At 33.6% G+C, this 14,618-nt stretch carries 15 protein-coding genes and 1 other annotated feature; of the genes, 2 read left to right on the forward strand and 13 right to left on the reverse strand.

Translation table 11 applies throughout. The features are described from left to right. Positions 1-80 precede the first annotated feature (80 nt). Complete coding sequence (locus B7R65_RS11760) at positions 81-1,160, forward strand: nitric oxide synthase oxygenase (protein ID WP_088042978.1); 1,080 nt, start codon at positions 81-83, stop codon at positions 1,158-1,160. A gap of 123 nt (positions 1,161-1,283) precedes the next feature. Further along, positions 1,284-2,105 carry an MBL fold metallo-hydrolase gene (locus B7R65_RS11765; RefSeq protein ID WP_088042979.1) on the forward strand — a complete coding sequence of 274 codons (822 nt, stop codon included), beginning with the start codon at positions 1,284-1,286 and terminating at the stop codon, positions 2,103-2,105. 86 nt (positions 2,106-2,191) lie between these two features. Here the strand turns inward: B7R65_RS11765 and rplT are convergent, their stop codons facing one another. The 13 genes from rplT to polA all read right to left on the reverse strand — a co-directional run bounded on the left by rplT (position 2,192) and on the right by polA (position 14,547). Beyond that, positions 2,192-2,548 carry a 50S ribosomal protein L20 gene (rplT, locus tag B7R65_RS11770; protein ID WP_088042980.1) on the reverse strand — a complete coding sequence of 119 codons (357 nt, stop codon included), beginning with the start codon at positions 2,546-2,548 and terminating at the stop codon, positions 2,192-2,194. 41 nt (positions 2,549-2,589) lie between these two features. Next, positions 2,590-2,790 carry a 50S ribosomal protein L35 gene (gene rpmI, locus B7R65_RS11775; RefSeq protein ID WP_088042981.1) on the reverse strand — a complete coding sequence of 67 codons (201 nt, stop codon included), beginning with the start codon at positions 2,788-2,790 and terminating at the stop codon, positions 2,590-2,592. Positions 2,791-2,813: 23 nt separating this feature from the next. Then, the gene (infC, locus tag B7R65_RS11780) at positions 2,814-3,317 is read right to left on the reverse strand and encodes a translation initiation factor IF-3 (RefSeq protein ID WP_069034593.1); all 504 of its coding nucleotides are present in this window, start codon (positions 3,315-3,317) and stop codon (positions 2,814-2,816) included. 76 nt (positions 3,318-3,393) lie between these two features. Continuing rightward, positions 3,394-3,519, reverse strand: a sequence feature (ribosomal protein L20 leader region). Between the two features lie 135 nt (positions 3,520-3,654). After that, a complete protein-coding gene (gene ytxC / locus B7R65_RS11785) occupies positions 3,655-4,488 on the reverse strand; it encodes a sporulation protein YtxC (protein ID WP_179194847.1) in 834 nt (277 codons plus the stop codon). 121 nt (positions 4,489-4,609) lie between these two features. Further along, the gene (gene dnaI / locus B7R65_RS11790; protein ID WP_088042984.1) at positions 4,610-5,548 is read right to left on the reverse strand and encodes a primosomal protein DnaI; all 939 of its coding nucleotides are present in this window, start codon (positions 5,546-5,548) and stop codon (positions 4,610-4,612) included. 12 nt (positions 5,549-5,560) lie between these two features. Further along, entirely contained in the window at positions 5,561-6,985 is a 1,425-nt protein-coding gene (locus B7R65_RS11795; RefSeq protein ID WP_088042985.1) for a replication initiation and membrane attachment family protein, read from the reverse strand. Between the two features lie 35 nt (positions 6,986-7,020). Beyond that, on the reverse strand, positions 7,021-7,491 hold the full coding sequence (gene nrdR, locus B7R65_RS11800; RefSeq protein WP_088042986.1) for a transcriptional regulator NrdR: 471 nt from the start codon (positions 7,489-7,491) through the stop codon (positions 7,021-7,023). A 335-nt stretch (positions 7,492-7,826) separates the two neighbouring features. Then, positions 7,827-8,213: an adenosylmethionine decarboxylase gene (speD, locus tag B7R65_RS11805; RefSeq protein ID WP_088042987.1), complete on the reverse strand. Its 387-nt coding sequence runs from the start codon at positions 8,211-8,213 to the stop codon at positions 7,827-7,829. Positions 8,214-8,565: 352 nt separating this feature from the next. Beyond that, a complete protein-coding gene (locus tag B7R65_RS11810; protein ID WP_088042988.1) occupies positions 8,566-9,591 on the reverse strand; it encodes a glyceraldehyde-3-phosphate dehydrogenase in 1,026 nt (341 codons plus the stop codon). Positions 9,592-9,682: 91 nt separating this feature from the next. Beyond that, a complete protein-coding gene (gene coaE / locus B7R65_RS11815) occupies positions 9,683-10,279 on the reverse strand; it encodes a dephospho-CoA kinase (protein ID WP_088042989.1) in 597 nt (198 codons plus the stop codon). Between the two features lie 70 nt (positions 10,280-10,349). After that, positions 10,350-11,000, reverse strand: coding sequence for a sporulation membrane protein YtaF (gene ytaF / locus B7R65_RS11820; RefSeq protein ID WP_088042990.1), 651 nt, complete (start codon positions 10,998-11,000; stop codon positions 10,350-10,352). A gap of 59 nt (positions 11,001-11,059) precedes the next feature. Beyond that, complete coding sequence (gene mutM, locus B7R65_RS11825; RefSeq protein WP_088042991.1) at positions 11,060-11,893, reverse strand: DNA-formamidopyrimidine glycosylase; 834 nt, start codon at positions 11,891-11,893, stop codon at positions 11,060-11,062. 20 nt (positions 11,894-11,913) lie between these two features. Further along, positions 11,914-14,547 carry a DNA polymerase I gene (gene polA, locus B7R65_RS11830; protein ID WP_088042992.1) on the reverse strand — a complete coding sequence of 878 codons (2,634 nt, stop codon included), beginning with the start codon at positions 14,545-14,547 and terminating at the stop codon, positions 11,914-11,916. Positions 14,548-14,618 lie beyond the last annotated feature (71 nt).

The following is a 14,618-nucleotide window of genomic DNA, read 5'->3' on the forward strand; positions in this document are numbered from 1 at the left end:
TAGGATTATTATTTGAAGCAATGTGTAAATAAGCTTACAATGTAAAAGTACAATTTTAAATATTTCGTTTGGAGATCATAATGATTACAAAATCTGTTTTATATAAAGAGGCAAAAAGCTTTATTACACAATGCTATCAAGAATTGAGTATTGAAGATCGTATTGAAGAACGTTTAAGAAGTATTGAATCTGAAATTCAATCTTCTGGATTCTATACTCATACGTATGAAGAACTAGAACATGGTGCCAAAATGGCTTGGCGAAATAGTAATCGTTGTATTGGAAGGCTATTTTGGGATAAGCTTCATGTTTTAGATGCACGACATATTAATGATGAAGAAAGTATCCAAGTTGAGATTTTAAATCATATAAATCATGCTACTAATTCAGGGAAAATTCTTCCAACAATCACAATCTTTAAGCCAGATTTAGGTGAAAATAATTCGATTAAAATTCATAATCACCAGCTTTTACGTTATGCGGGTTATGAAACAGAAAACGGTGTTATCGGAGATCCTCTTTCTATCCAATTTACAAAAGAATGTGAAAGCTTAGGATGGGGAGGAAATAAAACTAATTTTGATTATTTACCTATCGTGTTTTCAATTGATGGTAAAAACCCAAAATGGTTTTCAATTCCGAATGAATCAATTCTTGATGTACCAATTGAGCATCCAGACTATGATTTTTCATCTTTACAAGCTAAATGGTATGCAGTTCCCATGATTTCAGATATGACTTTAGAAATTGGGGGAATTTCATATAGTGCTGCTCCATTTAATGGATGGTACATGGGAACTGAAATAGGTGCACGTAATTTTGCAGATGAATTCCGCTATAATTTATTACCTAAAGTCGCTTCCATTATTGGGTTAGATACAAACAGAGTGAGTTCACTATGGAAAGACCGTGCACTAGTTGAATTAAATATAGCTGTCTTACATTCTTTTAAGAAGAATGGCGTTAGCATTGTTGACCATCATTCAGCAGCTCAACAATTTCTTCAATTTGAAAAGAAAGAGGCAGAATGCGGAAGACATTTAACTGGAAATTGGAAATGGCTTATACCTCCTATGTCTCCGGCAACTACGCATGTATTTCATAATCGTTATGATGATACAATCATTAAACCTAACTTTTTCCCGAAGCGTGTAAGATAAAATTGATTAATAAAAAAACCTTAAATAATTGGCTAAAGTCAATCATTAAGGTTTTTTATTTTATTTGATACAATATTTAGTATGACTATTTACAATCAAATCAAAAAATAAAGGGGTTTTTTCATGGCATTCTTCAAAAATGAACATGTAACAGTATTCCAAAGTGCACTATTTCAAACAAATTCGACTGTTGTTGAAACAGGAGATTTTATACTCGTAGTTGATCCGACTTGGTTACCTGGTGAAATAAAAGAGATACAACAATATGTAGAGTCAATTAAAGGAGAACGTCCTGTATATTTATATTTTACACATGGCGATTTTGATCATATTATTGGCTATCATGCATTTCCAGAGGCGAAGACAATCGGTAGTATCAATTTACATAATCATCCCGAAAAAGAAACGAAAGTAGAAAAAATACGTCAATTTTATCTTGATAATTATATTAAGATTACTGAACCTATTCAATTTCCAAAACTCGATATAATAATTGAGGAAGATGGACAAACGCTTCAAATTGGGAATACAAATTTATTATTTTTTAATGCACCTGGACATACGAAAGATGGGCTTTTCCTCTATATTGAGAAATTGGGAGTTTGGATTACTGGAGACTATTTATCTGACTTTGAACTTCCAATTGTTTTTGATAGTGTGAAGAGTTACTATGGTACGTTAGATAAAGCAGAAAAACATATTACAGATTTTGATTTTTCCATTTTGATTCCTGGTCATGGTCAAATTGCCTTGGATCGATTTGATAGTTTAAACAGAGTTAAAACTGGTAGAGATTACTTAAAGAGACTTCAAGTAGCTGTATATGACAATGATGAGAATGCACTACAATTGTTAGAAGAAGAATTTCTGTTCCCATCAAATTTCACAAAATTTTGTCATGAATCAAACGTGAAGAATATGAAACAAGAGTTTTGTTTATCGTAAATTCTATCTGTTAAGTAGTTGCATATTTATTGACCTATATGAAGAAAAATCCTTAACAATTAAATGTTAAGGATTTTTTATTTAAATTATTTTAAGTTAGCTTTTGCAGCGTTTGCTAATTCAGCAAATGCATTTGCATCAGTAACAGCTAGGTCAGCTAACATTTTACGGTTAACTTCGATTCCAGCTAATTTTAAACCGTGCATTAAACGGCTGTAAGAAAGACCGTTCATACGAGCAGCCGCGTTGATACGAGTGATCCATAATTTACGGAAATCACGTTTCTTTTGACGACGGTCACGGTATGCATACATTAATGATTTCATAACTTGTTGGTTTGCAACTTTGAATAATGTATGTTTTGAACCGTAATAACCTTTTGCTAATTTAATAACCTTTTTACGACGAGCGCGTGTAACTGTACCGCCTTTAACTCTTGGCATATTGTTTCCCTCCTAGATATATATCTAATCCGTTATCGTTCTTATTTCATGTTTGTAAGCATGAAGCGAATACGTTTGAAATCGCCTTTGCTTACTAATGAAGCTTTACGTAATTTACGTTTTGCTTTTGTAGATTTGTTAGCGAATAAGTGGCTTGTGTATGCAGAATTACGTTTTAATTTACCAGAACCAGTTCTTTTAAAACGTTTTGCTGAACCACGGTGAGTTTTCATTTTAGGCATATCGTGTTTCCTCCTCAAATAAATTACTTTTCGTTTTTAGGTGCTAAGACTAAGAACATACTACGACCATCCATTTTTGGGTGTGACTCAACAGTTGCAACTTCTGCACAAGCAGTTGAGAAACGATCAAGTACTCGTTGTCCAATTTCCTTATGCGTAATAGCGCGTCCTTTAAATCGAATAGACGCTTTAACTTTATCGCCTTTTTCTAAGAACTTAATTGCATTACGAAGCTTTGTGTTAAAGTCATGTTCATCAATTGTTGGACTTAAACGAACTTCTTTCATGCTAATAATTTTTTGGTTTTTACGGCTCTCTTTGTCTTTCTTTTGTTGCTCGAAACGGAATTTTCCGTAGTCCATAATACGACATACAGGTGGTTTAGCCGTTGGTGCAACCATTACTAGATCAAGGTTAACATTTGAAGCTAACTCAAGAGCCTCTTGTTTTGTCTTGATTCCAAGCTGATCTCCGTTAGGACCAATTAATCGAACTTCACGCGCACGAATTCCATCGTTTACCATCATGTCTTTGCTAATAGTAAAACACCTCCAAGGTATTGTAAGAATTACATTAATTTGTTTCATTGAAGCAATCCTCAAACTCAACAAAAAAGTGTGAGTATATAAATACACCCACACTTACAGTATCAATTAATTAATGATTCTGTTACCTGATAACAGCTTAATGCGTCATCCAGGTGAGAAGCGGGTGCCTCTACTTCAACAAATAAGTATTCTTTTCTTACGTTACTATAACATAGCGACATGATGTTTGTCAATATCAGCGTGTTTTCGTTCGCAACAAAATTTATTATAGCAAAGAAACTTATTTATGACAATCATTTTTTTATTCCTATAAAATTCATTTCGATTTCTCCTGCGAAAACTCTTGTAATGTATGTATCAGTACGCGTTCTTGAAAGATATTTTGTAACGTTACAATTAAAGCTAAATCTACTGTTGAAGTGTATAAATGGATTCTTTTTGGAGCAATCGCGGCTAAAGGCACGATTAATTCATTATCAATGTATTCTCGGTTTTCAACGAGCTTTCCATATTCTTTTAATCTTTCTCGAGATAAAGGTAATAAAAGATGATCGTATAGTGTAAACTTTCCGTCATAAACGATATGCACATTTGGAATTAACGAATCTGATTTCAGAACTTGTTGCCTTAAATTTTCAATTAAATTTTGATACTCATTCTCGAGCTTATATTCATCAATTGCAATTTCACAAACATAAGCAAGCTGTTTATAGTACTCTTTTAAGCGGAAAGTAATAAATGACTCAAAACTAAAACTTATTCCATCTTTCAAATATTGAAAGAGTGCATTTGTTACCAAGATTTTACTTCTTCTAATTTTCTTTTGATTTGGTACACTTCGCCTTGTACCGCGTAATAATGATTGTGCAATTGGTATGATTTGGTGTTGCTCGTCTTCCTCATAGAAAAAAGATGTATGTAAAATGGACTGCATCCATTTATCTTCTTTTCGAAGTAAAATAAATTGTACTAGCGTTGGAACTAAAATACCTTTTATTATATCTTCAGTGTTTTGAGGAAAAGTTATTAAAATTGTATTCGTTTTGTGTTTTCTTAGAAAGTATGGTCTCGATTGCTTTTTTAAGCGTTTTTGTAATCGTTCGTAGACATAAGCTGCATCAATGGGTTCATTGAAAAAAATTTCAATCACCCTGTTCCCCCCTTTCAAGCACCACCTAGTCCTATATATATTAAGGGGATAATTAAAAAATGACGCAAAATCACATAGTTATTTAGTAATTAGTGATTTTACGTCATTTATTTAATTTTTTTTAAGAGAAATGTCTTCTATTTGAACCAGAAATGCTTATTGGTTTCGCCAAATATTTAACACGATCCACAATTCGAGCCGCTTTTACTTTTTCTTCTTCTCCACGTTGTGAATATGTTAAATGATGTTCTAGTTGATTTAAATCGGCATTTGAAGTGAAGAAAGTAGGTAGTTTTTCAAGCATACGGTATTGAAGAATCGTACCTAATATCTCATCTCTAGCCCAACTAGACATTTGTTCGGCACCTATATCATCTAACATTAAGACTTCAACTTTTTTGACTGCTTCGATCTTTTCTTCTAAAGTCCCTTCGCTTATTGAACTTTTGATTTCTCGTAAAAATTCTGGTAAATAGACTAACATAGAATTAATTTCTTCATCTGCTAATTCATTTGCAATCGCCCCGAGAATATATGTTTTTCCAACTCCAAAAGGACCATGTAAATATAACCCTTGACTCATTTTCCCTTTTTCATAATTCATTATGAATTGACGCGCTGCAGAAATAGCTTCAAATCGACCTGAATCTTCTAATGAAAGATTCGACATTGTTGCTTGTAGTACGTCTTTAGGTAGGTATAGACATTTAATTAGTGCTTCGTGTTTTTTTCGATTATCATTTTTCATTCCATTAGGGCAACGATCATATTGAACATCTATTCGTTTCCCTTGAATAATTAAATGAGGATGGTAACCTTGTACCATATTTTTACACTCACCAAAGGTTGGACAATCTTCACACTCGACACTTTGACCGATATATTCATAAAGCTTACCAAGGCTTTTATCTATCATATCATCTGTAATTTCACTTTTATGTTCAATCAAAAATGGAGCAATTTTTGGGTGACTGCGGACTTCTTGTCGCATTTTTTCAAAAGTATCTTGGAATTGTTTATTTTTCATTAATGCAGTAAATGCGTTTTGAATCGGTTCCATTACGTCCTCCCATTAACGTTTCTTCTTATTTTTAAACATTTCTAGTTCTTTTTCTAAGCGTTTTCTTTCTTCGTCAATTGCAGAATTAGTTTGAGGTGCACTTGCTGCCTTCTCAGTTGTTGTATTTGATTGTAACCAATCTGGCACAATTTCAGTTCGAATAGACTTATTTCGTCGATTTCCTGATTTAGCCTTCGCAACAGTTGTTCCTTGTCTTGTTTCTTCAAATTCTTTTCTCGCAAGTTCCATCGCTTGTTTAACAGTCGTTACACCTTTTCTTGCCCAATGGCTTGCGATTTTAATTACATAATTTCTTGAAAGTTTTTTATCTAAACGAATCATTACATAGTCGATCAGCACATTTGCTACACCAGGTAATAATTTTTGGTCAATCATAATCTCTTCAATAATCTTCAAATCAGCTTCACTTGGTTCTGCCCCGCCAGAAATTTCTTTTAAATATTGACGTGGTGAAATTGTTTCAAAGCATTGTATTAATTTTTCTTCTTGAGTTGTAGGTTGTTCTTTTCCCATTTCTCTATGCTGAATAGGTTGGACTTTCTCAACAATAGTCGGTAGGGCTTCATGGTGTTGGAACTGGTACCAATCCCTTGCCTCGATTCGAAGAGTTTCAATATTTATTTTATTCTCATCATTAAGTGCACGCATGACAATAGTCTTCATCTGTATTGGATTAATCCCATATAAGAATGCAAGTTTCAAAATAGTTTCTTTTACTTCTTGTGTAAAAGATCTTTTCGGAACGAATGAGTCAGAAAGTCCATCAAGAAATAAATCATAATCAAATTGCTCCATTTTCACGGAAACTTTTAATGGATGATGATCCTGTAATATTCTAGTATTCTGATTTTCATTTTGTTTTGACTCATTATTTTGCTGGGATTCATGCATTTGATCCATTGAGATTGTTTGGAATACCGCATCAAACGAGCTAGAAATATCACGATAACCTTCTTTAGAAAAAGCTTGTCTACTAAAGAAACTTTTTGTTCGCTGATATTGGGTCTTACCTAAGGTTTTAAAGAGAAAGATATTTAAAATAGGATCTTCGAAAAAAGAGTGGGGATCAAGCGGAGAATGAAGCTCATAAAGTAGCCTCTTAGTACCTTCTTCATACCCTTCAAATACTTTAAGTAAACCGATTCCTTCTAATATAAGCCTTTGTTCATAAATCGATTTTAAATTACTTCTCATTCCAAGCATTAAGGAATGATGTGTTAACGTATTAGGATTTAGGTCTGTTTGTTCACATTCACTCCACAACGTCATATATAAACTTAAAGCTTGACTACCAATTATTGGCTGATACAACATGGTCAAAACTTGTCTATGAAAATTATGTAAATATCCTGCAGCCATTACAGTGTATGGATCAGCAGGTAGAACATCCATCCAATGTTGCTTATCAATAGACATTCAAACATTCCCTTCTAGTATCAAAAAGCGAAGTATTATTCGTCCTTACCTCGCTCTTTATTGATTAAATCTTTTAATTCATCTATAAATACATTAATATCTTTAAATTGACGATAAACAGAAGCAAAGCGTACATAAGCTACTTCATCAACTTTTGATAAATGATCCATAACCATTTCACCAAGAACCTCACTCGGAACTTCTGAAATGCCACTATTTCTTAATTCTTTTTCTATATTACTAATAATGTCTTCAAGCTGCGATAAAGATACAGGACGTTTTTCACAAGCTTTAATAAGACCTCTTAGCATTTTATCTTTACTAAACTCTTCACGAGCGCCTTCCTTTTTTACAACTAAAATAGGATTATCTTCTACTCGCTCGAAAGTAGTAAAACGATGTTGACATTCTTCACACTCTCGTCTTCTTCTAATTGACCGACCTTCGTCAACAGGTCTGCTATCAAGAACTCGCGTCCCGTTAAAATTACATGTTGGACATTTCATCGTTCAAATTCAACTCCAAACACTATATTGTTTAAACGTATTATTATAACTCTATACTATAACAAATTCAAAATAAACTAAAGTTTAAATTAAAAGTGGAAGGCGTTCGCTCTGCCCTGACAAGCATTGGACGGTTTACGGTGAAGGTTGGTTTTTAACCTTTGCCGTAAATTGGCTTATGACCTCGAGGGGCAAACGCCTGGAACTGGACACAATGAAAAGTAGTGACAGGTTGAGCAAGACTTATAATGACTTTTCATTAATAGCTGAAGAGGTCCTTTCATACTAATTATAAACGAAAAAAGAGAGGTGAATAATCACCTCTCTCCGTTTTTTTAGTTACCGCTTGCTACTTTTACTTTATTAACTTGAATGGGACCCATTCCTCTTGGTAGCTCAACATTTTCTCGCGTGTCAGCTTCTAAAGCTTCAGCGATAAAGTTTGCAGCTACATTCGGATCAATTCTATCACCACAAGTATAAACATCAATACTTGCATAACCATGCTCAGGAAAACTGTGAATAGTTAAGTGTGATTCTGAAATGATTACGACACCACTAACGCCATGAGGAGCGAACTTGTGAAAAGCAACTTCACGAACTTCTGCGCCAGAGCGTAATGCAGCATCAACAAAAGTCTCCTCAATAAATTTCATATCATTTAATTTTTCAGTATTACAACCCCATAGTTCTGAAATGACGTGACGACCCATAGTATCCATATTCATTTCCCCCTTAAATAATTTTGCATGACTTCTATTGCGAAAGTATGATCAACTACCACGGGGGAAAGTTAGTCCAAAGAGGTCCTAACCCTTTAAGTAGTTAGTTATACTTTTAGAAGTTCACGAAAGTTAGTATACGTTTTTTAAAATTGAATTGCAAGATAAATTCTTATTTTTTTGTAATTTCTTAGTTTAATTGTGAAATTATTATGTAAAAATTACGAATCCGCTTCCATCTGTCATAATTAGTATTCCTTTCGAGACAAGCAGAAAAAGACTAGCTGATATTGTATTTACAATATCTTCTAGCCTTTTGTATTCGCTTACAATATAATTTGTGTTGCTCTAATTAATTTTGTACAGTCTCAAGCTTACTAATTTTAGTTGCAACAATTGAAACTAAATCTACAACTCTTCTTGAATAACCCCATTCATTATCGTACCATGCTAATACTTTTACTTTTCTACCGTCAATTACCATTGTAGAAAGTGCATCAATGATCGCTGAATGTGTATTGCTATTAAAGTCAATTGATACTAATGGTTCGTTACAATATTCAATAATACCATGCATTGAACCTTTTGAAGCCGTTTCGAAAACTTCATTAATTTCTTCAACTGTAACATCTCTTTTTAAGTCAACTACTAAGTCAACTAATGATACATTTGGAGTAGGTACACGTAAAGCCATTCCATGTAATTTACCATTTAAATGTGGAAGGACTTTTGAAAGTGCTTTTGCTGCTCCTGTAGTAGTTGGAATAATTGATTGACTACAAGCACGAGCTCGGCGTAAATCTTTATGTGGATTATCTATATTTTTTTGATCATTTGTAAATGAATGAACTGTTGTCATTAGACCATTTACAATTCCAAATTGTTCGTCTAATACTTTTACAACAGGTGCTAAACAATTTGTAGTGCATGATGCATTTGAAATAATATGATGTTTATCTAAATCTAACTCATGATCATTTACACCAATAACAACTGTAATGTCCTCATTTTTACCTGGTGCAGTAATTATTACTTTTTGAGCCCCAGCACTAATATGCATTTTTGCTTTTTCTGCATCGTTAAATTTTCCAGTTGCTTCAATTACGATATCAACATTTAACTCTTTCCATGGAAGTAACTCAGGATTACGTTCACTGATTAGCTCAATACGCTTTCCATCAACGATTAAATGATCTGCATTTGCTACAACCTCACCGTCAAATTTCCCATGAACAGTGTCATATTTAATTAAGTGCGCTAAAGTCTCAGAAGGGTAGCTTGCATTAATTGCAACGATATTATAATCGTGATTTTTAATTGCCTGACGGAAAACCATGCGCCCAATTCGTCCAAATCCATTTATTGCTACATTTACCATAAGTAAACCCCCAATTAAGTTATACTGATTTATTATATCCCTTAATTAGTATAACACATAACGCTTGTTTTGGTTAAACTATTTACATTATTTATGAAATTATTTTATTTAAAAGCTCAACAACTTGTCTTTTTGTATCCTCAAGGTCTCCATTATTATCAATCACATAGTCTGCTCTTGCTTCTTTTTCTTTTACTGGTATTTGAGAAGCGATACGTAAAAGTGCATCCTCTTTTGTTAATTCATTGCGCTTCATTAATCGTTTTAACTGAGTTTCTTCTGAAACGCTTACTACAATCACCTTTTCAACTAATTCGATTGAATTACCCTCATATAAAAGAGGTATATCTAATATTACAAGAGGTTCCCCCTTGGCTAAGTATGTATCAGCTTGTTTCACCATTTCACGTCTAACCTCTGGATGAACAATCGAATTTAATTGTAAGCGCTTTTCTTTATCATTAAATATTATACTACCAAGTAAAGGTCGATTAATATCACCATTTTCTAGTAAAATTTGGCTACCAAACACCTCAACAATCTTCACATAAGCAGGTTGTCCAATTTCAACAACTTCTTTTGCAATAAGATCTGCATCAACGATTGGAATATTTAATTCCTTAAAAAAATTTGAAACAGTACTCTTTCCACTTGCAATGCTACCAGTTAGTCCATAAATTTTTCCCATCTTATTCTCCTTAAAAAGTTAAAGAGGTACCAAACGGAAATAAATCCATTCGGATACGCTCTATAGTTGATTACATTTTCATTAAACCTAGTAAGATTAAAAATACACCAGGTAAAAACGTTAATTTTTGAAGCCATAAGTTTTTGGATAATATATTACCTAATTTCATTCCAAACAATAAAAATAATGCGCTAGCAGTTGAAGTCACTACAGCCGTTAACAACGGAGAAAAACCTAACATTGAAGCACCAATTCCAGCTCCAAATGCATCAAGAGAAAGTGCAAATCCTAATAATATCGCTTCTAAACCTCTAATACTACCCGAACGATCCAAATCGGCAGCAGTCGGCTTTCGTAATATTTTCACTACAATGCCTAATATTTCAAATTCAAAATCAATCACTTTATCCTCTACTTCAATCTTTTCTTCGACTGAGGAATTTGAACCTTTATTTGATCGGTAAAATTGGAATAACACCCATAAACCGATACATACAAGAACGAATCCTCCAATTCTTTTAGCCAATAAAGGAGAAAAAAAGTTAGTAATTGCATGCCCAATCCCCATTGAGGTCATTAAAATGATCCCTGAACAACTTGCAATTGTAATGATTGATTTTAATGGTATCTTTACTTTTCGAAGTCCATAAGTAAATCCAACACTACAGCTATCTAGGCTTAATGCGCATGCTAGTAGTAATAATGATAGCATATTTACCATAAAAAATAGGCTCCTCTCTTTCGTACTCAAGTTATAGTATGAAAGAAAGGAACCGTATGTTAATTTTTTTTAGGCTGACATATTGGACAATACGAGGTTCCTCGCCCACCAACAGTTATTTTCTCTATTGGTTGACCACAATTTTGACACGCTAAACCTTTGCGACCGTAAACTTTAATGATATCTTGGAAAGTTCCTACTTTGCCTTGAGAATTTACATAAGAGCGAATTGTACTTCCACCTAATTCTACAGCTTCGTGTAAAGTTGCAGTGATTGTTTCAGCTAGTAATTTAATTTGTTTGAGCTTTAATTGAGATGCAGGCGTTTCTGGATGAATACCAGATCTAAACAACACTTCATCAACATAGATATTACCTAACCCTACAACCAATTCTTGATCCAGCAAAACTACTTTAATTTTACGATTGGTATTCTGGATTTTCTTTTTTAAATAGTTTGCTGTAAACTCGTCCGAGAAAGGCTCCGGTCCTAATTTAGCAAGTGGAGACTGACGATATTCTTCACCTTTAGTAAATAAATGCATTGTCCCAAACTTACGCACATCTTGATATCGTAACTCTGTACCATCTTCAAATAAAAATCTTACATGAGTATGTGGTGCAACAGGTTCTTCAGTTGGAAACACTCGAAATTTCCCTTCCATTCTTAAATGAGAAACAAGAGTTAGATCAGTCAATTGAAATAAAAGAAACTTCCCTCGACGATTAACGTCCTCAACAGTTTGTCCTTGTAGTAAAAGTTGAAATTCTTCGACATCCTTTGGCTGTTTAATAATATTTTCCCAAGAAACAATCACAGAAGAAATCGTCTTACCAACTACTAAATCTACTAATGTGCGTCTAACCGTTTCAACTTCAGGTAATTCTGGCATACACTTTCTTCCTATTCTATTTATTTTGCTTCAAACCATGATTCTCCGGAATTAAAATCCACTTTTAATGGAACTACTAATTCAACTGCATGTTCCATCACTTCTGGAACAAGTTTTTCTAAAATAGCTAATTCTTCAATTGGTGCTTCCAAAATTAATTCATCGTGTACTTGTAAGATTAATTTCGCTTGGAGTTTCTCCGCCTTTAAACGCTCGTCTAATAAAATCATCGCTTTTTTAATTATATCCGCTGCACTTCCTTGGATCGGTGTGTTCATTGCTGTTCGCTCAGCAAACCCACGAACGTTAAAGTTAGAGCTAGAAATTTCAGGGATATAACGACGTCTGTTCAAAATCGTACTAACAAAACCATCTAATTTTGCTTTTTGAATAATATCAGACATATAATCTTTTACTTTAGGATAACTTGCAAAATATTTTTCAATAAAAGTAGATGCTTCCCTACGTGTAATACCCAGACCCTGAGATAGACCATAGTCGCTAATTCCATAAACGATTCCAAAGTTTACAGCTTTAGCTTGTCTCCTCATATTACTTGTAACTTCATCTGCACTAACGTGGAAAACGTCCATTGCAGTTTTCGTATGAACATCGAAATCATTTTTGAAGGCTTCCATTAAATTGTCGTCTTGGGCGATATGCGCTAATACTCTTAATTCGATTTGGGAGTAGTCTGCTGCAAAAATAACCCAATCTTTTTTTGAAGCTACAAAAGCTTTTCTAATTTTCCTACCTTCTTCAAGACGAATAGGAATATTTTGTAAATTCGGGTCAATCGAGCTTAATCGTCCAGTTTGTGCTAATACTTGATTAAATCGAGTATGAACTTTTGAATCATTCGGATTAATAACTTTCAATAACCCCTCAACATAAGTTGAATTCAACTTACCAACTTGTCGATAATGAAGTATTAATCGAATAATTTCATGCTCATTTTCCAATTTTTCTAGTACGTCTGCAGAAGTCGAATAACCTGTTTTTGTCTTTTTGCCTGATGGTAAATTTAGTTTTTCAAACAAAATTACGCCAAGTTGTTTTGGAGAATTAATATTAAAGTTTTCTCCTGCATGTTCAAAGATTTTCTCTTCAAGGTCTTTTAATGTAATCGCCAATTCAGTTCCCATTGTTCGAAGAGTTTCTTCACGAACAGTTACTCCTTCAAATTCCATATCACCTAAAATGAATGTTAAAGGTAACTCCAGTTCAGTTAAAAGTTCAAATTGGCTATTTTGACGAAGCGCTTCTTCAAGAGATTCTCTCAGCATACTAATTGCAATTGCCTTTCGAACGATATAATCTGCTAATACTTCTTCAGTAGGCTGAGTTTGTTTAGCACCTTTGCCATATATAAATTCCGCTGTTTGAATCGAAAAATTAATTTTTCCGTTTACAATATCGCCAAATTCTTTATTCGATTGAGCAGGATCATTTATATATGAAGCAAGTAAAGGATCAAAATCTACACCTTGAAGATTTATTCCCTTCCATTTCAACGCTACATATGCGCCCTTCGCATCGTAAACATTCTTTTCCACAGTTTTATCTTCTAACCAATTTTTAAAAACTGTCGACTCTAATCCAACCTTTGTTGGGATAAAGAAATTTCCCTTATCATTTGATAACCCGAACCCTTGTATGATTTCACTATGATAATTTTCGCCAATCATCTCTACTATTAAGCTTGAATGATTTGAAAGATGGTTTTCATCAATCGAATCAAGCGTTTCATAATTTATTTCTTCAAGTTCTTCAGTTGGTCCGTTTTCTGATGAAACACCTAATTTCGCAAGTAAAGAAGTAAAACCAAGTGATTTAAAAAATTCAGCAACTTTATTCAATTCAGCATCTGGTCTAACTGTATCGCTAACTGTCAACTCGATTGGAGAATCTGTTTTAATTGTTGCTAATTTTTTACTCATGATTGCTTGCTCTTTATTCTCACTTAAATTCTGAACTAGCTTGGCTCCGCTTATTTCATCAATATGCTCATATACACCCTCAACTGTATTAAATTGCTTTAAAAGTTTAATTGCAGTTTTTTCACCTATTCCAGGGACACCAGGTATATTATCAGATTTATCCCCCATCAACCCCTTCATATCAATAATTTGTTCAGGAGTAATCTCATATTTTTCATTAATAGCTTCAGGAGTAAATTCCTCAACTTCAGTAATTCCCTTTTTAGTCATACTAACAGTGACCCGTTCATCCACAAGTTGCAATAAATCTCGGTCTCCTGAAATAACTTTCACTTCATAATCTTCTTTTGAAGCTTGACCAGCAAGAGTACCGATAATATCGTCAGCCTCATAATTCTCAAGTTCATATCGAGCTATTCCATATGTATCTAATAATTGACGAACTAGAGGAAATTGTTCACTTAATTCAGGTGGCGTTTTTTGTCTTCCGCCTTTATATTCTTTAAAAGTACTATGTCTAAATGTTGTTTTACCTGCATCAAATGCTACTAACATATGACTTGGATTTTCATCCTCAAGGATCTTCATAAGCATCATCGTAAACCCATAAATTGCATTTGTATGAACACCCTTATCATTACTTAAAAGAGGTAAAGCAAAAAAAGCCCTATAGGCAATACTATTTCCATCGATTAAAATTAACTTCTTCTTCAAAATAAAACCTCCAAATTATGAAATGCGGAAGGCGTTTGTTCAGCAGCGACAAGCATAAGACAGGTTCTAGT

It is taken from the genome of Bacillus sp. EAC, from assembly GCF_002156875.1.
In the GTDB taxonomy this organism is placed as follows: domain Bacteria; phylum Bacillota; class Bacilli; order Bacillales; family Bacillaceae_G; genus Gottfriedia.